The 19,643-nt window shown below is 71.7% G+C and carries 16 protein-coding genes; 8 read left to right on the top strand and 8 right to left on the bottom strand.

Features of this window, described 5'->3' with window-relative positions; genetic code table 11:
* Positions 1 to 74 precede the first annotated feature (74 nt).
* Both KU893_RS18390 and KU893_RS18395 read right to left on the bottom strand, forming a co-directional pair.
* Positions 75 to 2,138 (bottom strand): acyltransferase family protein, encoded by a 2,064-nt coding sequence (locus KU893_RS18390; RefSeq protein WP_218235847.1) that lies wholly within the window; start codon positions 2,136 to 2,138, stop codon positions 75 to 77.
* A 7-nt stretch (positions 2,139 to 2,145) separates the two neighbouring features.
* Complete coding sequence (locus tag KU893_RS18395; RefSeq protein WP_218235848.1) at positions 2,146 to 4,047, bottom strand: glycosyltransferase family protein; 1,902 nt, start codon at positions 4,045 to 4,047, stop codon at positions 2,146 to 2,148.
* A 147-nt stretch (positions 4,048 to 4,194) separates the two neighbouring features.
* Here KU893_RS18395 and KU893_RS18400 point away from each other — a divergent pair, with 147 nt between their 5' ends.
* A complete protein-coding gene (locus tag KU893_RS18400) occupies positions 4,195 to 5,004 on the top strand; it encodes an FkbM family methyltransferase (RefSeq protein ID WP_218235849.1) in 810 nt (269 codons plus the stop codon).
* A gap of 9 nt (positions 5,005 to 5,013) precedes the next feature.
* Here the strand turns inward: KU893_RS18400 and KU893_RS18405 are convergent, their stop codons facing one another.
* From KU893_RS18405 to KU893_RS18415, 3 genes are all read right to left on the bottom strand, one after another.
* Positions 5,014 to 5,682 (bottom strand): acyltransferase, encoded by a 669-nt coding sequence (locus tag KU893_RS18405; protein WP_246592859.1) that lies wholly within the window; start codon positions 5,680 to 5,682, stop codon positions 5,014 to 5,016.
* A 146-nt stretch (positions 5,683 to 5,828) separates the two neighbouring features.
* A complete protein-coding gene (locus tag KU893_RS18410) occupies positions 5,829 to 6,032 on the bottom strand; it encodes a hypothetical protein (RefSeq protein WP_218235850.1) in 204 nt (67 codons plus the stop codon).
* A gap of 50 nt (positions 6,033 to 6,082) precedes the next feature.
* On the bottom strand, positions 6,083 to 7,117 hold the full coding sequence (locus tag KU893_RS18415; protein ID WP_218235851.1) for a glycosyltransferase: 1,035 nt from the start codon (positions 7,115 to 7,117) through the stop codon (positions 6,083 to 6,085).
* A gap of 74 nt (positions 7,118 to 7,191) precedes the next feature.
* On the opposite strand from KU893_RS18415, the gene KU893_RS18420 reads away from it, so the two are divergent.
* Positions 7,192 to 9,132 (top strand): TIGR03960 family B12-binding radical SAM protein, encoded by a 1,941-nt coding sequence (locus KU893_RS18420; protein WP_218235852.1) that lies wholly within the window; start codon positions 7,192 to 7,194, stop codon positions 9,130 to 9,132.
* 99 nt (positions 9,133 to 9,231) lie between these two features.
* Here the strand turns inward: KU893_RS18420 and KU893_RS18425 are convergent, their stop codons facing one another.
* Genes KU893_RS18425 through manA form a run of 3 tightly spaced genes read right to left on the bottom strand, consistent with a single transcriptional unit; the run spans position 9,232 to position 11,873 of the window.
* Positions 9,232 to 9,900: a DUF4190 domain-containing protein gene (locus tag KU893_RS18425; protein ID WP_218235853.1), complete on the bottom strand. Its 669-nt coding sequence runs from the start codon at positions 9,898 to 9,900 to the stop codon at positions 9,232 to 9,234.
* Between the two features lie 18 nt (positions 9,901 to 9,918).
* On the bottom strand, positions 9,919 to 10,635 hold the full coding sequence (locus KU893_RS18430) for a DUF4190 domain-containing protein (RefSeq protein ID WP_218235854.1): 717 nt from the start codon (positions 10,633 to 10,635) through the stop codon (positions 9,919 to 9,921).
* A gap of 59 nt (positions 10,636 to 10,694) precedes the next feature.
* A complete protein-coding gene (gene manA, locus KU893_RS18435) occupies positions 10,695 to 11,873 on the bottom strand; it encodes a mannose-6-phosphate isomerase, class I (RefSeq protein ID WP_218235855.1) in 1,179 nt (392 codons plus the stop codon).
* Between the two features lie 142 nt (positions 11,874 to 12,015).
* Here manA and KU893_RS18440 point away from each other — a divergent pair, with 142 nt between their 5' ends.
* The 6 genes from KU893_RS18440 (at position 12,016) to proB (ending at position 19,594) form a co-directional block, all read left to right on the top strand.
* The gene (locus KU893_RS18440) at positions 12,016 to 12,699 is read left to right on the top strand and encodes a TIGR03936 family radical SAM-associated protein (RefSeq protein WP_257441559.1); all 684 of its coding nucleotides are present in this window, start codon (positions 12,016 to 12,018) and stop codon (positions 12,697 to 12,699) included.
* Positions 12,700 to 13,011: 312 nt separating this feature from the next.
* The gene (locus tag KU893_RS18445) at positions 13,012 to 16,026 is read left to right on the top strand and encodes an Rne/Rng family ribonuclease (protein ID WP_218235857.1); all 3,015 of its coding nucleotides are present in this window, start codon (positions 13,012 to 13,014) and stop codon (positions 16,024 to 16,026) included.
* 185 nt (positions 16,027 to 16,211) lie between these two features.
* Positions 16,212 to 16,514: a 50S ribosomal protein L21 gene (rplU, locus tag KU893_RS18450; RefSeq protein ID WP_141799750.1), complete on the top strand. Its 303-nt coding sequence runs from the start codon at positions 16,212 to 16,214 to the stop codon at positions 16,512 to 16,514.
* Positions 16,515 to 16,548: 34 nt separating this feature from the next.
* The gene (gene rpmA, locus KU893_RS18455; protein WP_179724573.1) at positions 16,549 to 16,803 is read left to right on the top strand and encodes a 50S ribosomal protein L27; all 255 of its coding nucleotides are present in this window, start codon (positions 16,549 to 16,551) and stop codon (positions 16,801 to 16,803) included.
* A gap of 120 nt (positions 16,804 to 16,923) precedes the next feature.
* Complete coding sequence (gene obgE, locus KU893_RS18460; RefSeq protein WP_218235858.1) at positions 16,924 to 18,486, top strand: GTPase ObgE; 1,563 nt, start codon at positions 16,924 to 16,926, stop codon at positions 18,484 to 18,486.
* The gene (gene proB / locus KU893_RS18465) at positions 18,479 to 19,594 is read left to right on the top strand and encodes a glutamate 5-kinase (RefSeq protein ID WP_218235859.1); all 1,116 of its coding nucleotides are present in this window, start codon (positions 18,479 to 18,481) and stop codon (positions 19,592 to 19,594) included. Before obgE ends, proB begins: the two co-directional genes overlap by 8 nt.
* The last annotated feature ends 49 nt before the right edge of the window (positions 19,595 to 19,643 follow it).

Consider the following 19,643-nt stretch of genomic DNA (forward strand, 5'->3'; position numbering starts at 1 on the left):
TTCCACCTCGACGCGATCGACAGTGCCCTCCGGCCGACCGGCCGGGGGGCACTGTCGACTGCTGGTCGGATAACTCAGGACGCCTTCATGCCAGCCACGACGGCGGGCTCGAGGTACGGCGCGAGGGTGCGGGAGAACGTCTTCGACAGGTGGTTGTAGTCGGAGAAGACGATGATCCCGCCGATGACGCTGGGGCAGACCTTGTCGGTGCACAGGTAGCGGGTCATGTCGACGGTGGTGATCCGCTCGTCCTCGGCGGCGCGAGCAGTCGCCGCCTCGAACAGGGGATCCGGGCGCAGCCACTCGGACGGCGTGCCGTCGCACGCTGCAACGTCGTCGAGGTTACGGGCGACACAGTCGGCGGGCTCGTTGTCCTGGTCCCACGGCGCAGGCGTGTCGCGGACGACGAGCACGTGCAGGCCTGCGTCGGCGAAGGTGTCGAGGGTGCTCTCGTAGAACGCCGGTGGCGAGTCGTTGCCGTCGAAGGTCGCGAACACGACCATGCGGTAGTCGCCGTCGAGGATGCGGTCGGTCGCGTCCTTCGTGACCCTCTCGCACTCCTCGCTCTGAGGGACGATGGCCGAGAAGCAGGCGCCGACGATGTAGGTGTCGAGTTCCCAGTCGTGCTTCGCGCCGATCCGGCTCAAGGCCTCGGTCCAATGACCCGCGTGGGAGTTGCCGAAGAGCGCGATCTTGGCGACCGGGTCGTCCTTGGAGCCCCGCTCGCAGGAGATCGCCTTCTCCTCGTACGGCGGCCAGTTCAGGCACTTGCGGATGCCGGAGGTGACGTCGTTCTTGGCGAACGCGGGGGAGGTGAGGAGCTTGTCGCCGTAGATGCTGTCGCAGCCGTGGCTGGGGTCCATCGCGCCGCCGCCCAGGCACGGGTTCTTCTGGGCGAGCTGCTGCCGCACCCGGTTCTGGTCGGCCTGGACCCGGTCGTCGACGTGGGACGAGATCTGCCACGACGCGCCGACCACGACCAGGCTGATCGCGGCTCCCAGCGCGATCGCGCGGCGCGACCTGGCGCGGAGGAACCTGGTCTGGCGCAAGGGCTCCTCGAGGAGACGGGTGCTCGCCCAGGCCAGCGCGGTGGCGGCCAGGAGCAGGACGAGCTTCTGGGCCACGGACGGCGCGTGGTCGAGCGCGTACGGAGCGATCACGATGATCGGCCAGTGCCACAGGTACAGGGCGTAGGACACGTCGCCGATGGTCTGCACCGGCCACGCGCGCGTCAGGCGCCGGGGGTTGAGGCGGGTGTCCGGGTCGCCCGCGAGGATCACCAGGGCGGTGGCGACGGTCGGCAGGGCCGCGGCATAGCCGGGGAACGGGGTGGCTCCGTCGATCACCAGGTACGCCGCCAGGATCCCGGCGAGGCCTGCCCACATCAGGGCCAGACGCACCGAGGGGCCGGCACGGAGCGTCCACCGTGCGGTACCGGCCGCCAGCAGGCTGCCGACCCCCAGCTCCCACATCCGGGTGCCGGTGGAGAAGTAGGCCTCGGCGGGTGTGCTGTCGGTCAGCAGGACGGAGTAGACGAAGGAAGTGGTGACGGCGACTGCGAAACCGGCGACGACCAGGTTACGTGCGCCGGTCCGGCGAGTGGCCCAGGCCAGGAGCGCGACGAGGATCGGCCAGACGATGTAGTACTGCTCCTCGACCGACAGCGACCAGAAGTGTTGGTAGGGGGAGAGCGCGCGGTGCGCGTCGAGGTAGTCGGTGGCCTGGGAGATCAGCTGCCAGTTCTGGACGTAGAAGATCGACGTCACGGCCTCCCGGGCGAGCGACTTCCACTGGCTCATCGGCAGGAAGGTCAAGGTCGCGACCAGGGTCGTCGCGATCACCAGTCCTGCCGCCGGGAGCAGTCGCAGGATCCGTCGTGCCCAGAACGCGGCGAAGTCGCCGGGGTGCTGCGGCGGGCGACGCAGCAGGTGGGACGTGATCAGGTAGCCGGAGATCACGAAGAAGACATCGACCCCGACGAAGCCGCCGGGCAGAGCGCCGGGCCAGAAGTGATAGAGGACGACGCCGCCGACGGCCAGGGCCCGGAGTGACTGGATGTCGTATCGCAGCCCGTCGGGACGATTCGTCGCCGGTCGTGGTGCCGGCTCCGTGCGGGACGCGGTGGCGAGGTCGGTCATCCGTCGCTCAGTCCTCGGCCCCGACAGCGGTGGGCAGGTTGCCCCACTCCTCGTCGCAGCGGGCAGCCGTAGCGGTCGGGGCGCCGTGGTGGTCGATCACCCGGCAGCCGTCGATGGTGTCGACCGCGATCATGCCGAGCCAGACCGAGGAGACGCACAGGTTCTCGGCGCGGCGCAGCGTGGTGATGCGCAGCTGGTCGGTCGGGGTGTGGTCCAGGCGCTGGATGACGCTGCGGTCCTCGCCCGCGGGGAGGCGGACGGGCCAGTCGTTGTCCGCTCCCGGCCCGGACGTGATGCGGACGGCGACCGCGGCGGGCGAGGAGTAGGTGATCCGGACGAAGCCGACCTGCTCGTCGGCCCGCGCGCCGGACGGCACCTCCAGTCGGAGCTCCGTGCCCGCCGGGCCGGAGATGCAGGCGGGCCCCGCGTCGGTGGCGGCGGGGGAAGCCCATCCCAGGGTGACCGGATGGGCTGGGACGAGGTTGCCGTCGGCGGTGATGACCACCTTGCGAGGCGAGGCGTCGCGGAACTGCCTGCGCAGGTCGGCGTCGATGGTGAAGAACCGCTCCTGGTCGGTGAAGCGGGCGACGAACGGGGGGCTCACGGCCTCGGGCACCTTCAGGCTGATCAGGTCGACGTTGCCTGTGTGTGCCAGGTCGGTCAGCGCCTGGTTCAGGTAGCGGTGGCTGTAGGACTGGTGGTTGACCTTGACGACGTCGACCCAGTGCAGCGCCGTCGACAGGGCGACGGGCACGGCGACGACGGTCATCGCGATCGCCGAGACCCGCGCGCTGATCAGCGGCGTCTCCCGGCGCGGGAGGGTCCAGGCCAGGCACAGTGCGAAGACGGTCGCGAGGTACGGGTCGACGAAGTACTGGAGGTCGCGGGAGATCCAGACGGGGTCCGTGCCGGGCACCCCGAGCCGACCGGCGGCCTGCACGACGATGTTCGCGCCGTACGTGGCCACCAGGAACGCGACGCAGCGCCAGGCTCCGCGACGGGTCGCGAGCACGTAGAGGAAGGCCGCCAGCAGCACGATTGCGCCGAGCACGGTGGAGGGCTCGACCCAGTCCGAGTCGAGGGACTGGCGGACGCCGACCAGGCTGGGCAGGTAGCTGCGCAGGAAACCGCTCGTGAACAGCGTGACTCCGTCGCCGAGGTTGCCGGGCGCGGGCTCGCTCTCGAAGACGAACAGGCGGTACCAGAGGTAGGCCGCGTCGACGACGAGGTACGGCGCCCAGATCCGCGCCTCGCTGCGGACCCGGGGCCAGCCCCACGGGCGCTCCGGCGTGAAGAACAGGTAGCGGATGAGGATCAGGTAGCCGATCGTGAGGATCGGCCGCTCCTGCCACAGCAGTCCGAGCGCCAGCGCGCCGACCGACACCGCGAGGTGCCACCGCTTGTCGGACTTCAGGTAGGCGATGAAGCCGGCGATGCACAGGGTCATGCAGAAGGCCCCGCCGATGACCTGGACGCCTGAGGCGAGCCACATCGTGGTGCGCAGCGTCGGGATGGCGGAGGCGCAGACGAGGGCGACGACGATGGCGGCCGGCCCGCGCCCGAGGAGCAGTCGGGCGAACCAGAGGATCGCGGTGTACATCAGGCCGACGAGGATCGCCAGCACGCCAGCTGCGAAGGGCCAGCTGACGCCGCCCTCGCGCGCGATGAGGACGTGCAGCAGCCGGAAGACGGGCGCCAGGTGACCGTAGCTGGGCTCGAACAACCACGGGATCGTCAGGGCGTCGCGGGCGCCGAGTTGGAGGTAGAGGAAGTCGTCGGCGAAGAACTGTGACCCGAGCAGAAGTGCGGCGTACGTCGCGCCCACGACGGCCACGCCTGCGAACACCGCGCAGGCGAACCAGGTCGTCCGGGGCCACGTGGCGGAGGGCTCTACCTCATTGTTGGTCACGGGTCAGCAGGATATGTCGAATCCGGTCCGCTTCCGCAAAGGACGAGCCCGGTGGGTCGGGCGGTATCGTGGGCGGGACCAGTGACATCGGCCGAGCCAGGCTGAGCGTTCGCAAGCCACCGCAGCAAAGGGAGCAACAGCACCGCCATGCGCCGAGTCATCCCGCGCTTCACCACGTCCGCCCCCGCACCCCGGGTCCCCGCTCCCTACAGCGGTGAGGCGCTGGTCACCCTCCCGACCGAGGCCGGGATGCTGATGATCCCCGCGTCGGACGGCGTGATCCGCCCCTACCTGGAGCGGAACGGCGACTGGGAGCCGGAGGAGGCGGCGCTGTTGCAGCAGTTCTTCCGTGACGGTCTCCGCTTCCTCGACGTCGGCGCCAACGTCGGCTACTTCTCGCTCTACGTGGCCGCGCGGTGCCCCGGGGCGGTCATCCACGCGTTCGAGCCCCACCCGGTGACCAGTCAGGTGTTGGCGCTCAACGCGTGGTCCTGCGGTGCGGCCATCACCACCCACGCCATGGCGCTGTCCGCAGGTGACCGGATCGTCACCCTGACGACGGCCGAGAGCAACCTGGGCGACACGCGCACGTCGGTCGGAGCGGCCGGCACGATGGTCGCTCCGGCCGCGGCGCTCGACGAGGTGCTGCCCGACGCGGTGTTCGACCTGATCAAGATCGACGTCCAGGGCTTCGAGAGCGATGCGATCGCGGGCATGAGCGGCATGCTCGCGCGCAGCCCGGAGGCCGTCATCGTCGCCGAGTACTGGCCGGCTGCCCTCCGCGAGCGGGGGCTGGACCCCGTCGCCGTGCTGCGGGACTACGAGGACTCCGGCTTCGACGTCCGGGTCCAGGTCGAGAACGACCTCGCCCGCCGCAAGCCGCGCGACGTCGTCGCGCTGTGCGACACCGCGGGAGCCAGCGGTCAGGTCAACCTGGTTCTCACGCGCAAGCGCTGAGGCCACACCTCAGGGCGCGTCCTCACGGGTCCAGGTCACCCCTGTTCGCACGGCACGCCCCGGGGTGCCGGCGATCGCGGTCCCGGCCTCGAAGGTCCTGTTGCGGACCAGGCTGCGCATGCCGACGACGGAGTCCTCGCCGATCGTCACGTTGCCGGTGACGACCGCGTCCCGACCGAGCCACACGTGGCGGCCGAGCTCGATGACCCCGCCGTAGCCGTTGATCCGTGCACCGGTCTCAGCGTCCTGGAGGCGGTGCATGTCGTCGGTCGCCAGCAGCACGTCCGATGCCCACAGCTGGTCAGGGTGGGCGACGATGCGGCCCCCGTTGCGCGCGTCGAGCTGTCCCCGGCAGGTGCAGGTCACCTGCTCGGTCAGCACGATCGCCGAGCCCGCGTGGCAGTGGATCTCGCTCTGGGGGAGCAGGCATCCAGGCCCGACGAAGAAGGTGGCGTCGTCCCCGTGCAGGCGAACCCACGTGGCGTCCTCGATGTCCGAGGCGAGGACGACGAGCGCATTCGACACCTTGAGCTCGGTCAGGTTTCGGATCCGGTCAGCCGGCCAGGGCAGCCCGGGAGTGACATAGAGCGCGTTTCCGCGGCGTGCCCACCAGGGGGGGAGCGGGCCGTCGACGGCCCGGAGGTCGAGGCGGTCCAACAGGTCGGAGGTGACACCCAACGCAGCGAGTCGCTCGCGGTGAGCGCCGGAGAGCCGCTCGCCGAGGACCCACCTCTCCTCCGGGGACGGTGCAGCGGCGCCGACGGCGGGGCTGACGTTTCCGCGGCGCCTGATGTTCAGCCGATCGATAAGGCTGGGCGCCTGTGTCACTGCTTCTCCCTCGAGTTGCCGGCCGGCCACGGAACCGAGTAGTCCGTGGGGATGTGGAGAGCTCCACCGCGCTGGTTGTCGTCGGTGAAGAACGGGGAGGCCAGCGACAGCGCGACGGCGCCGCTGAGCGTGGCTCCCGCTGCCGCCGTCGGCCACTGGCGCAGCCTCAGCAGGTCGGTCTCCCCATGTTCACGTCTCACGCAACGGGAGCATAGGCAGCCCCCTGCGGTCCGGCGAATCGGCCGCCGGGTCAGCGTGGCCCGGAACGGCTCCCTGCGTGGGTTCCACGGACGCCGGCCTGCTGGGCGCTCGGCGCACCCATCGACAGGTAGACGAGCCGCATGTTCTCGTCCTTGACCCGCTTGAGTGCGCTCAGCGTGAGCCCGAGGAAGAAGGTCATGAACGACAAGATCTCGATGCTGGCCGCGAGGAAGGCGCTGGGGACCTTCGAGACGTAGCCGGTGTCGATGAACTCGATGATCGGTGGCAGGCCGATCAGGACGCCGACGAGCATGAGGATGCCGGCGACGATGCTGTGGAACACCACCGGGCGCTCGACCCGTGCCAGGTGCAGCACCAGACGGAGGATCTTCAACCCGTCGTGGTAGGTCCGCAGCTTGCTCTCGGCGCCCTCGGCGCGGTCGGTGAAGTTGACCGGCACCTCGACCTGGGGCACCCGCAGGGTCGCGGCGTGGACGGTCAGCTCGGTCTCGGTCTCGAACTCGCGCGAGATGGCCGGGAAGGACTTCACGAAGCGGTGGCTGAACACGCGGTAGCCGCTGAGCATGTCGTTGACCTCGACGCCGAAGATCCGGGTCACCAGGACGTTGAACATGCGGTTGCCGAGCTCGTGGCCCGGACGGTAGGCCGTCTCCGAGATCTCGCGACGCACACCGAGGACGTGGTCGTGCGGGCCGTCGAGGAGGGCCTGGATCAGGCGGGGCGCCGCGCCGGCGTCGTAGGTGTCGTCGCCGTCGATCATCAGGTAGATGTCGGCCTCGACGTCGGCGAAGGCGCGCCGGACGACGTTGCCCTTGCCCTTGGCGCTCTCGACACGGACGACCGCACCCGCCTCCAGGGCGACCTTGGCGGTGCGGTCCGAGGAGTTGTTGTCGTAGACGTAGACCTCGATGCCGGGGACGGCCGCGCGCAGGTCGGTCACGACCTTGCCGACGGTGAGCTCCTCGTTGTAGCAGGGGACGATGGCGGCGATCCGCATCCCGTCAGCGAGGCTGACCGTGGCGTCGTCGTGATCCGCTGCGGGGGCGAGCGTGGCGTCCGGCATGTGCGGCAGTGTAGGCAACGGCGGACGAATCGCGGATGTCGGCGCGACGTCCCGCCCCCCGTAGAATCGGGGCCATGTCCGTCGAGTCCGTCTTCCCCCGGCTGGAGCCCCACCTGCTCTCGGTCTCCAAGCCGATCCAGTACGTCGGCGGGGAGCTCAACATGGTCTCGAAGGACTGGGACGCCGCCGAGGTCCGCTGGGTGCTCATGTACCCCGACGCCTACGAGGTCGGCCTGCCCAACCAGGGCGTCCAGATCCTCTACGAGGTGCTCAACGAGCGGGAGTGGATCCTCGCCGAGCGCACCTACGCCGTGTGGCCCGACATGGAGAAGGTGCTGCGCGAGCAGCAGATCCCGCAGTTCACGGTCGACAACCACCGTCCGGTCGGTGCGTTCGACCTGTTAGGCGTGAGCTTCTCCACCGAGCTCGGCTACACCAACCTGCTCACCGCGCTCGACCTGGCCGGCATCCCGCTGCACGCCATCGACCGGACCGAGGACCACCCGGTCGTGATCGCGGGCGGCCACGCCGCGTTCAACCCCGAGCCGATCGCGGACTTCGTCGACGCCGCCGTCCTCGGCGACGGCGAGGAGGTCGTGCTCAAGATCTCCGAGGTCGTGCGCGAGTGGAAGGGCGAGGGGCGCCCGGGCGGCCGCCAGGAGCTGCTGCGCCGCCTCGCGGTGTCGGGCACGGTCTACGTGCCCCAGTTCTACGACGTCGAGTACGACGACAGCGGGGCCATCGCGGCCGTCGTACCCAACCACCCGGAGGCGCCCGACCGGGTCCGCAAGCACACGCTGATGGACCTCGACCAGTGGCCCTACCCGCGCAACCCGCTGGTGCCGCTCGCCGAGACGGTGCACGAGCGGTTCTCGGTCGAGATCTTCCGCGGCTGCACCCGCGGCTGCCGGTTCTGCCAGGCGGGCATGATCACCCGGCCGGTGCGCGAGCGGTCGATCGAGACCATCGGCGCGATGGTCGACAACGGTATCAAGAAGACCGGCTTCGAGGAGGTCGGCCTGCTCTCCCTGAGCTCGGCCGACCACACCGAGATCGGCGACGTCGCCACCGGCCTGGCCGACCGCTACGAGGGCTCGAACGTCTCGCTCTCGCTGCCCTCGACCCGCGTCGACGCGTTCAACATCACGCTCGCCAACGAGTTCTCCCGCAACGGTCGGCGCTCCGGCCTGACCTTCGCGCCCGAGGGCGGCAGCGAGCGGATGCGCAAGGTGATCAACAAGATGGTCACCGAGGACGACCTGATCCGCACCGTCGCGACGGCGTACTCCCACGGCTGGCGGCAGGTGAAGCTCTACTTCATGTGCGGTCTGCCGACCGAGACCGACGAGGACGTCCTGCAGATCGCCGAGCTCGCCAAGCGGGTGATCGCGACCGGCCGCGAGGTCTCGGGCCGCAACGACATCCGCTGCACCGTCTCGATCGGCGGCTTCGTGCCCAAGCCCCACACGCCGTTCCAGTGGGCCGCCCAGCTCGACGCGGAGACCACCGACCGCCGCCTGCAGGTGCTGCGCGACACCGTGCGCGCCGACAAGCGCTTCGGCCGCGCCATCGGCTTCCGCTACCACGACGGCCAGCCCGGCATCATCGAGGGACTGCTGTCGCGCGGCGACCGTCGCGTCGGTCGGATCATCGAGCAGGTCTGGCGCGACGGGGGCCGCTTCGACGGCTGGTCCGAGCACTTCTCCTTCTCGCGGTGGGCCGAGTCGGCCGCGGTCGCGCTCGAGGGCACCGGGGTCGACCTCGACTGGTACACCACCCGTGAGCGGGAGTACGACGAGGTGCTGCCGTGGGACCACCTCGACTCCGGCCTCGACAAGGACTGGCTGTGGGCCGACTGGGAGGACGCCCTCGCCGTCGGCGACGGCTCCTCGGACGTCGAGGTCGAGGACTGCCGCTGGACGCCCTGCTACGACTGCGGCGTGTGCCCAGAGATGGGCACCGAGATCCAGATCGGGCCGACCGGGCACAAGCTGCTGCCGCTCAGCGTCGTCTGAAAATGGCGACGCCGGCGGCGTGCCGGGTCGCGTCGTCCTGCCGAACCGCGCTGGTCCGCCGGTCGGGCGCGGTCGGGCGCGAGGCCCTCGCGAGGTGAGTCAGGCGCCGGTCGAGCGACCGGCGTCGCGCAGCCGCCCGTCGAGCTTCTCGCCGTCGCGCGCCTCGAGGTAGCAGAAGAACGCGTCCCCGCGGTCGGGGTCGTCCTCGTCGAACGAGTCGGTCTCGATCCGCACGGCGTAGTCGCCCGACTCGATGGCCGACGCGTACGCCGGGTCGAGGCCCGGCAGGCCGTGGCAGAACTCGGCGACCGAGACGTGGTCGAAGACCTCGGCGAGGTCCGTGTCGAACGTGCCGACCCACACCACCTCACCTGCGTGCGGTTCGCCGCAGGAGGCCTTGACCGGGTCGTCGAAGAAGTCGAGGTCGATGCACTGGCCGACCCGGGCCTCGTCCTCCCAGACGGTGCGGGAGCCCATGACCATGGCGAAGACGGCGAACCCGAGCCCGGCCACCAGTACGACCGCGCCGAGCGCCAGGCCGGTCACCGCGGCCCAGCGTCCGGACCGCTTGCCGTCCTTGGTCCGGACCAGGCCGGCGATGCCGAGCCCGATCCCGACCGGCGCGGCGCAGCAGGTCAGCGAGCAGACCAGCGCGGCGACCGACAGCCCGTCGTACGGCGCCCGAGGGGAGCCGTACGACGGAGCCGGGTCATACGGGTTGTTGCCGGGTTCGTAGGGCGGGTATCCGCCGCCGTACGGGTTGCTCATCCGAGACGTTCGGCAGGGTCAGAGGATGGGCTTGGTCAGCTCGTCGTCGGGCTCCACGTAGCAGACCAGGTGGTCGCCCACCGACACGTCCTTCGGGTCCTCGATGACGGCGTTGAGGTCGCCGGCGTAGGGCGTGATCTTCACCAGGTCGTCCGGGTCGATCGCCGTGGCGCAGTAGGCCGCCATGCCGTTCTCGACCGCGTCGAGGTTGTCGGAGGTGACCTTGGCGATGCCGACGATCTCGGCGTCGTGCTCCTCGGTGCACTTCTTCTCGCGCATCAACACCGTGCCGTTGTCCTCGTCGATGTCGACGCACTGGCCGACCTCGGCGTCGCCCGGCGCGACGACCGAGTCGGCGAACACGAACAGGGCGGCACCGGCGACGGCGGTGCCGATCGACATGAGCAGGCCGATGACGATGCCCGCGATCGCGAGCCCGCGACCCTTGCGCTGGCCGCCCTTGGTGCGGGAGAGGCCGACGAAGCCGAGGATCACGCCGAGCGGCGCGAGGCAGCACAGCAGGCTGGTCACCAACGCGGCGATCGAGATCCCGTCGGTCTTCGGCGGCATCGGGTCCGAACCGCCCGGGAAAGCGCCGGGGGCGCCGTAGCCGCCACCGCTGCCGGAGGCGTACGGCGCGGGCGGCGGCGGGACCGGCGCCTGGCCGTAGGGGTTGGGCGGCTGGTTCTGGCCGTACGGGTTCTGCGGCTGGTTCTGGCCGTAAGGGTCGCTCACCGGCGACACCCTAGTGCGTCCGAGGCGTGGCCGAGGGCGAACCGGAGTCCCGCCCCGGTTCAGAGCAGGTCGTCGAGCCGGCCGGCCGCTCCCGAGGGGACATAGGCCTGGGCGACCTCGCCGGCGCCGACGATCCTCAGCCCGCCGTCCGACTCGTCGGCGTACGCCGCGTCGCCGCGGTGGAGGTGGAGGGCCTCGTCGCGCGCGTTGAGGAGGGTGACGTCACCTCCCGTGCAGACCAGGAGACGCTGGCCGAGGTGGGGGAGGGCGACGCCGTCGGGGTCGGCCTGGGAGCTCTGGGTCACCGAGAGGGCGAACTCGCGGGTCGGGCTGAACACGTCGGTCGAGGTGCCGAACAGCTGCGGCGTCACACGGGCGACGCGGGACATGCCCTCCTCGAGGCACAGCACCAGACCCTCGGGGTCGACGTGCTTGGAGGTCAGGCCGGCGCGCAGGACGTTGTCGGAGGACACCATCACCTCCAGGCACATGCCGCTGAGGTGGGCGTGGATGATGCCGGCGCCGAGGTACGCCGCCTCGCCCGGCTGCAGCGTGAGCCGGTTGAGCAACAGCGAGATCACGACCCCCACGTCGCCGGGGAAGTGGTCGGCGATCTCGACGGCGGTCGCGTAGGCTCGCTTGATGTCGATGCCCTCCGCCAGCGCTTCGCGGCACTGCTCCACGATCTCCGCGACGGCGTCCGCTGCCGGTGGGGCGCCGAGCAGGCCCTCGACCAGCCGGACGATGCCCGCGAAGCCGGGGTTGTCGCGCAGCTGCTTGGCCAGGGAGACGGTCGTCGCCTGACCGAGCGGGGCGAGGACGCGGAGGATCTCGGCGGTCGGCCGGAAGCCGACCAGGGTGTCGAAGGTGGAGAGGGCGTAGACCATCTCCGGCTTCGGGTACGGGTCCTTGAACACCCGCTCCGGGGCGTCCACCGGGATGCCGCGTGCCTCCTCGGCCTCGAACCCGGCCCGTGCCCGAACGGCGTTGGGATGGGCCTGGATGGAGAGCGGCCGGTCGGCAGCGAGGACCTTGAGCATGAACGCCAGCTCGCCGGAGGCCGCGGTCAGCGCCCGGCGGGCGCCGCTCCGGTCGACGTACTGGGCGGTGCCGAGGGGATGCGTGCCCACCCACACCTCCGCGACCGGTCCTCCTTCGGCCGGGCGCCGCTGGAAGCCGGGGATGGCGTCGGCGGATCCCCAGTCGTAGGACTGGGTCGGGCAGTCGAGCGCGAGCAAGAGGCCTCCGGGGCGTCGGTCCGTTTCCGCTGGGCGAGCGGTCGGCTCGCCAGCCCCACGGTACTCAACGCGGGAGTGCCGGCCCACTGACCTACGATCAACCCTCGTGGCTCGACAGCTTCCCGAACAACAGGCACCGCCCGTGCAGAAGATCCGGATCCGGTACGCCAAGCGCGGCCGCCTGCGCTTCACGAGCCACCGCGACGTCAGCCGCGCCATCGAGCGGGCCGTGGCCCGGGCGGGCATCCCCATGGCGTACTCGTCGGGCTTCCACCCGCACCCGCGGATCTCCTACGCCGGCGCGTCGCCGACCGGCGCCGCCAGCGAGTCGGAGTACGTCGAGCTGGGCCTCGCCGAGAGCCGCGACCCGGTCGCGGTGGGGGAGGCGCTGGACGCCGTCCTGCCCGACGGGCTCGACGTCGTGACCGCCGTCGACGCGGCGCAGACGGCGGCGGGCTCGCTGTCCGACCTGCTCAGCGCCAGCCACTGGCTGATCGACCTGGGCGACACCGCGCCGGAGCGGGCGCAGGCCGCGGTCGAGGCGTTCCTCGCCACCGCGTCGGTGACGGTGGAGCGGATGACCAAGAAGGGGCTGCGCTCCTTCGACTGCCGGGCAGCGGTCGTCCGCCTGGTGGTGACGCCGGAGGGTGATCTCGACCTGCTGCTCGAGCACACGGTGCCCGCCGTACGCCCCGACGACGTGCTCACCGGGCTGCGCGAGGTCAGCGGCCTGGAGGTGGCCGCGACCGGTCTGCTGACCCGGGTCGCCCAGGGCGTCCTGGAGCGTTCCACCGGGACCATCGGCGACCCGCTCGCGACGCGCTGACGGCCAGTGATGCCGACCGAGTGACGGCCCTGTGCGATACTCGCCACAGATCTCCACCCGCGCGCGTCCCACAGGACGGCGTGCGGAGAGATCGACGACGTTCTCGCCGGACGGCAGGTGACTGACCGCCCGGCACGGTGGAGACGGACCACCGCCCGACGCGACGCACACGGCGACCGCGGCAGGCGAGCGGCCCCGCCTCTGGCGACGCACGACCGCGGAGGGTGTCGTCCCACGAAGGCTTGTGGCGCCGCCCCGTGCGTGCGCCGATGACACCCCGAGCGCCGAGCGCCCGGGTGGAGGAGTAGCGCAATGACCGACGCGCCCACCGAGATCCCGACCGAGACGGCCGCCCCCGCCGCCGAGCCCGCCGCGAAGGCGGAGAAGGCCGCGAAGCCCGCCAAGAAGGCGGCGGCGAAGAAGACCGCGGCCAAGAAGACCACTGCGGCGAAGAAGACGACCGCGAAGAAGACCACCGCGGCGAAGAAGACGGCGGCCAAGAAGACGGCCGCGAAGAAGACCACCGCCGCGAAGAAGACGACCGCCAGCAGGGCGAAGGCCAAGGCCGCCCCCGCGCCGACCTCCGAGCAGCTCGAGCTCGCGCCGGACCCGGAGGAGACCGCCGCCGTCGAGGCGCCCGAGACCCTCGAGGCCGTCGTGGCCGCCGCCGTCGACGCGACCGCGGCCGCGCCGGCGACCGCCGTCCTCTTCCAGGCGCCCGTCGTGCCGGCCGAGGAGCCGGTCGCTGCCGAGGAGCCCGGCGCCGAGCAGCCGCCCGCGGAGGAGGAGGCCGCGGCCGAGGCCGTCGAGGCCGTCGAGGCCGTCGAGGCCGTCGAGGAGCCTGCCGAGGAGCCCGCCGAGAAGCCCGCCGAGGGGCCGGCGACCGACGAGGCGACCGAGGACGACGCCGACGAGGACGCCGACGAGGAGGGTGAGGGCGAGGAGTCCGGCGCCGGGACCGGTGCCGCGCGGCGTCGTCGCCGCCGCGGCGGCCGGCGCCGCCGCAAGCCGGCCGCGTCCGGGGAGGGCGAGGACGCCGAGGGTGGCGAGTCCGCCGAGGGCGACGGCACCGAGGGCGCCGACGCCGGTGCCGACCGGGCCAAGGACACGGACGGCCAGTCCGCCGAGGGCGACGACAGCGCGGCCGAGGGCGAGGAGTCCGAGGAGGGTGAGGGCGGCGCGTCCGGCGGTTCGTCCTCCTCCTCGCGCCGGCGGCGCCGGCGCCGCCGTGCCGGTGAGGGCGGTGGCGGTGGCGACGCCGAGGGCGGCGACGACCCGGAGAACACCGTCACCCGGGTCCGCAAGCCGCGCACCTCCGAGGACGAGATCACGTCCATCTCCGGCTCGACCCGCCTGGAGGCCAAGAAGCAGCGCCGCCGTGAGGGCCGCGAGGCCGGCCGCCGCCGGGCGCCGATCGTGAGCGAGGCCGAGTTCCTGGCCCGCCGCGAGTCCGTCGAGCGCGTCATGGCAGTGCGTCAGCGCAAGGACCTCACCCAGATCGCGGTGCTCGAGGACAAGGTCCTCGTCGAGCACTACGTCGCCCGCGAGTCGCAGACCTCGCTGATCGGCAACGTCTACCTCGGCCGGGTGCAGAACGTGCTGCCCTCGATGGAGGCTGCGTTCGTCGACATCGGCAAGGGCCGCAACGCGGTGCTGTACGCCGGCGAGGTCAACTGGAGCGCGCTGGGCCACAAGGACGGCGAGCCCCGCAAGATCGAGTCGGTCCTGCAGTCCGGCCAGACGGTGCTGGTCCAGGTCACCAAGGACCCGATCGGCCACAAGGGCGCCCGGCTCACCAGCCAGGTCAGCCTGGCCGGCCGCTTCCTGGTCTACGTCCCGGACGGCACCACCTCCGGCATCTCCCGCAAGCTGCCCGACACCGAGCGCTCCCGGCTCAAGAACCTCCTCAAGGAGATCGTCCCCGACACCGCCGGCGTCATCGTGCGCACCGCGGCGGAGGGCGCCTCGGAGGAGGAGCTGACCCGCGACGTCGAGCGGCTCAAGGCGCGCTGGGAGGACATCGAGGGCAAGGTCGCCAAGGGCAACGCCCCGCAGCTGCTCTACGGCGAGCCGGACCTCACCCTCAAGGTCGTCCGCGACCTGTTCACCGAGGACTTCGCCAAGCTCGTCGTCCAGGGCGAGGAGGCCTGGAACACCGTCAAGGAGTACGTCGACCAGGTCGCCCCCGACCTCGCCGAGCGCCTCGAGCGGCACGAGCCCGGCGACAGCGCCCCGGACCTGTTCGCGACGTACCGCATCGACGAGCAGATCGCGAAGGGCCTGGACCGCAAGGTCTGGCTGCCGTCGGGCGGCTCGCTGATCATCGACCGCACCGAGGCGATGACCGTCGTCGACGTCAACACCGGCAAGTTCACCGGGTCGGGCGGCAACCTCGAGGAGACGGTCACCAAGAACAACCTCGAGGCCGCCGAGGAGATCGTCCGCCAGCTCCGGCTGCGCGACATCGGCGGCATCATCGTCGTCGACTTCATCGACATGGTGCTCGAGTCGAACCGCGACCTCGTCCTGCGCCGCCTCGTCGAGTGCCTGGGCCGCGACCGCACCCGGCACCAGGTCGCCGAGGTCACCTCGCTCGGCCTGGTGCAGATGACCCGCAAGCGGATCGGTACCGGTCTGCTCGAGGCGTTCAGCGAGAACTGCAGCCACTGCCAGGGCCGCGGCATCGTGGTCCACGACCTGCCGGTCGAGCCCAAGCGCGGCGGGGGAGGCGAGCAGGAGGAGTCCCGCCGCCCGAGCCGCCGCCGCAAGGGCAAGGGGGGCAGCCAGGCCGAGGCCGCCGCCGAGGCGCCGAAGGCGGTGCCGTCGCCGAAGGACATCGCCGCGATGGCCAAGCCGGGCGGTGACGAGCACGACCACGGCCACGAGCAGCCCGAGGACGAGCAGCCCGAGGACGAGCAGCCCGTCGTCGAGGTGCCGGTCGAGGAGGCCGTTGCCGAGGCGGCTGCCGAGCCGATGGTCGCGCCTGTCGACGAGCCGGTGGTCGAGGACGTCGCGGTGGTCGAGGCCGAGCCCGAGGTCGCCACCGAGCCGGAGCCCGAGCCGGAGCCCGAGCCGGAGCCCGAGCCGGCCCCCGTGGCCACCACGACCGTGGTGACCCGGACCCGCCGTCGCGCGGCCACCCGTCCCGCGGGTCCGCCGGCGGAGGTGGCGGCCGCCGAGCCCGCCCCGGCGGCCGCGGAGCCCGCCTCGGCGGCTGCCGAGGCGACGGAGCCGACGGACGGCGGGCCATCCGCGGGCGGGGAGGCGGACGAGCCGCACGTCGAGCACGTCCCGATCAAGCGCAAGGGCGGCTCGCGCAAGCGCTAGTCGTCAGCACGCGGCCGGGCCGGAGGCCCCGTTTTGGTGGATCCGGCCCGGCTGCGTAACATTGTTCGTCGGTGCGCCGCCGAGGCGTTCCGTTCTGCTGGCACCCGGCATCGTGCGACGTACGTCGCGGCGTGGGATCCGCAGTGTGCCGTAGACCCAGACGTTGAACCAGAAGGAGCCCGGTGGTGTACGCGATCGTGCGCGCAGGCGCGAAGCAGGAGAAGGTCGCTGTCGGCGACGTCATCGAGATCGACAAGGTCTCCACGCCGGTCGGCGACACCCTGACCCTGCCGGTCGTGCTCGCCGTCGACGGCGACAAGGTGACGGCCACCGGCCTCGACAAGGCGGCCGTGACGGTCGAGGTCCTCGGTGCCACCAAGGGCCCGAAGATCATCATCCAGAAGTACAAGAACAAGACCGGCTACAAGAAGCGCCAGGGTCACCGCCAGAAGTACACCCAGGTCAAGGTCACCGACATCAAGCTCTGACCCCCGGTCAGCACGACACCCCAAGGACTGAAACATGGCACACAAGAAGGGCGCGGCGTCCACCAAGAACGGCCGCGACTCGAACGCCCAGCGCCTCGGCGTGAAGCGCTTCGGCGGCCAGCTCGTCAACGCCGGCGAGATCATCGTCCGCCAGCGTGGCACCCACTTCCACCCGGGCTCCGGCGTCGGCCGCGGCGGCGACGACACGCTGTTCGCGCTGATCCCCGGCTCGGTGGAGTTCGGCAAGAAGCGCGGCCGCAAGGTCGTCAACATCGTCCCGGGTGAGTGAGCGACGCTCACGCTGACCTGAGGATTCGAAGGGCGTCCCGGTTCGGGGCGCCCTTCGTCCATTGTGGCTTCGGGCGCGCACCCGCGCACCGCGACCACCGATTTTGAAAAGATGTCACCCATGGCCGTCCCCACCTTCGTCGACCGCGTGGTCCTGTCCGTGTCCGCCGGTCGCGGCGGCAACGGCGTCGCGTCCGTGCACCGCGAGAAGTTCAAGCCGCTCGGCGGCCCCGACGGTGGCAACGGCGGTCCGGGTGGCTCGGTCATCCTGCGCGTCGACCCCGACGTCACCACGCTGCTCGACTACCACCACAGCCCGCGGCGCAAGGCCGAGCACGGCGGCCACGGTGCCGGTGACCGCCGCAACGGCTCCCACGGCGCCGACCTGGTCCTCGCCGTCCCCGCCGGCACCGTGGTCAAGCAGCGCAACGGCGAGGTCATCGCCGACCTGGTGACGCCCGGCGCCGAGCTGGTCGTCGCCCAGGGCGGGCGCGGCGGCCTCGGCAACGCGGCGCTGGCGTCCAAGACCCGCAAGGCGCCCGGGTTCGCGCTGCTCGGCGAGCCGGGCGACGAGCTCGAGGTCGTGCTCGAGCTCAAGGTGGTCGCCGACGTCGGCCTCGTGGGCTACCCGAGCGCCGGAAAGTCCAGCCTGATCGCCGCGATCTCGCGGGCCCGGCCCAAGATCGCCGACTACCCGTTCACGACGCTGGTGCCCAACCTCGGCGTCGTCACCGCCGGCGAGACCGTCTTCACGGTCGCCGACGTGCCCGGCCTGATCGAGGGCGCGGCCGAGGGTCGCGGCCTGGGGCACGACTTCCTGCGCCACATCGAGCGCTGCGCCGCGATCGTCCACGTCCTCGACACGGCGACCCTCGAGCCGGGCCGCAACCCGGTCGACGACCTCGACGTGATCGAGGACGAGCTGCGCCGGTACGGCGGCCTCGAGGACCGCCCGCGCCTGGTGGCCCTCAACAAGGTCGACGTGCCCGACGGCCGTGGCATCGCCGAGCTGGTCGTCGAGGAGCTGCGCGAGCGCGGCCTGCGGGTCTTCGAGATCTCCGCGGTCTCCGGCGAGGGCACCCGCGAGCTGGTCTATGCGATGGCCGAGATCGTCTCCGAGGCCCGGCGGGCCAAGGCGGCCGAGATCCCCGCGCGGATCGTGGTCCGCCCGAAGGCCGTCGACGACGACGGCTTCACCGTCAAGCGGACCGGTGCCGGCTGGCGGGTCCGTGGCACGAAGCCGGAGCGCTGGGTGCGGCAGACCGACTTCAGCAACGACGAGGCCGTCGGCTACCTCGCCGACCGGCTCAACCGTCTCGGGGTCGAGACCAAGCTGCTCCAGATGGGCGCGGAGGAGGGCGACGCCGTGCTCATCGGCCCCACCGACAACGCGGTGGTCTTCGACTTCAAGCCCGGCATCGACGCGGGCGCGGAGAACCTGTCGCGCCGCGGCGAGGACGACCGGTTCCACGAGGAGCGGCCCGCCGCCGCCCGTCGTCGCGAGATCCAGGAGCAGCTGGGCGAGCGGGCCGAGGGCGAGACCCGTGCCGACGTCGCGCGCCGGATCGACCAGCCCGACGTCTACGGTCCGAGCTCGTTCGAGATCGGCTCCGAGGAGGACCCGGACGCGAAGCCGGTGCCGAGCTTCGACGACGACTGGCTGGAGGACGACCCCGGTGAGTGAGCGCGCCCTGGTCACCGAGGCGCGCCGGATCGTCGTCAAGGTCGGCTCCTCCTCCCTGACGACCGCCGCCGGCGGCATCGCTCCGGAGCGGATGAGCGCGCTGGTCGACGTCCTCGCCGCCGCGCGAGCGCGCGGAGCCGAGGTCGTGCTGGTCTCCTCCGGCGCCATCGCCGCGGGGTTGGCCCCGTTGGGCCTGAGCAGGCGGCCGCGTGGCCTCGCGGCACAGCAGGCCGCGGCCAGCGTCGGCCAGGGTCTGCTGGTGCACCGCTACACCGAGGAGCTGGCCCGCCACGGCCTGATCGCCGGTCAGGTGCTGCTCACCCTCGACGACGTGACCCGGCGCTCCCACTACCGCAACGCCCACCAGACCTTCGCGCAGCTGCTCGAGCTCGGCGTGATCCCGATCGTCAACGAGAACGACACCGTGGCGACCACGGAGATCCGCTTCGGCGACAACGATCGGCTGGCGGCGCTGGTCGCCCACCTGGTCCACGCCGACCTGCTGGTGCTGCTCTCCGACGTCGACGGCCTGTACGACGGCCCGCCGTCGCGTCCGGGGGCGAAGCTGATCGCCGACGTGCGCGGTGCCGCCGACCTCGACGACGTGGTCATCGGCTCGGCCGGCGCGGCCGGGGTGGGGACCGGCGGCATGGTCACGAAGGTCGATGCGGCCGCGATCGCGACCGGCTCCGGCATCCCGGTCGTGCTCACCTCGGCGGACCGGGCGGCGGAGGCGCTGGCGGGCAAGCAGGTCGGGACGCTGTTCCACCCGACCGGCAAGCGGCGTCCCACGCGGCTGCTGTGGCTGCGGCACGCCACCGAGGCCAAGGGCGCCCTCGTCCTCGACGCCGGTGCGGTGCGTGCGGTCGTCGAGCGGCGTGCGTCGCTGCTGGCGGCAGGGGTGACCGGGGTGCAGGGGGACTTCAGCGGCGGCGACCCGGTCGACCTGCTCGCCCCCGACGGCACCGTCGTCGCCCGCGGCCTGGTCAACTTCGACGCCTCCGAGATTCCCGCGCTGCTGGGCCGCTCGTCCAAGGAGCTCAAGCGCGAGCTGGGCGCGGCCTACGAGCGTGAGGTCATCCACCGTGACGACCTCGTGGTGCTCTGACCTGCCGCTCCTTGCCGACGCGACGAACGAGTCCGTCGCGGACCGGCCC

Origin of the sequence: Nocardioides daeguensis (genome assembly GCF_019192965.1) — a bacterium.
GTDB classification, from domain to species: Bacteria; Actinomycetota; Actinomycetes; order Propionibacteriales; family Nocardioidaceae; genus Nocardioides; species Nocardioides daeguensis.

Excerpts from the sequence above, each read along its gene's own strand:
- KU893_RS18390 (WP_218235847.1), bottom strand. The coding sequence starts at position 2,138 with ATGACCGACCTCGCCACCGCGTCCCGCACGGAGCCGGCACCACGACCG.
- KU893_RS18400 (WP_218235849.1), top strand. The coding sequence starts at position 4,195 with ATGCGCCGAGTCATCCCGCGCTTCACCACGTCCGCCCCCGCACCCCGG.
- KU893_RS18415 (WP_218235851.1), bottom strand. The coding sequence starts at position 7,117 with ATGCCGGACGCCACGCTCGCCCCCGCAGCGGATCACGACGACGCCACG.
- KU893_RS18420 (WP_218235852.1), top strand. The coding sequence starts at position 7,192 with ATGTCCGTCGAGTCCGTCTTCCCCCGGCTGGAGCCCCACCTGCTCTCG.
- KU893_RS18425 (WP_218235853.1), bottom strand. The coding sequence starts at position 9,900 with ATGAGCAACCCGTACGGCGGCGGATACCCGCCCTACGAACCCGGCAAC.
- KU893_RS18445 (WP_218235857.1), top strand. The coding sequence starts at position 13,012 with ATGACCGACGCGCCCACCGAGATCCCGACCGAGACGGCCGCCCCCGCC.
- rpmA (WP_179724573.1), top strand. The coding sequence starts at position 16,549 with ATGGCACACAAGAAGGGCGCGGCGTCCACCAAGAACGGCCGCGACTCG.
- obgE (WP_218235858.1), top strand. The coding sequence starts at position 16,924 with ATGGCCGTCCCCACCTTCGTCGACCGCGTGGTCCTGTCCGTGTCCGCC.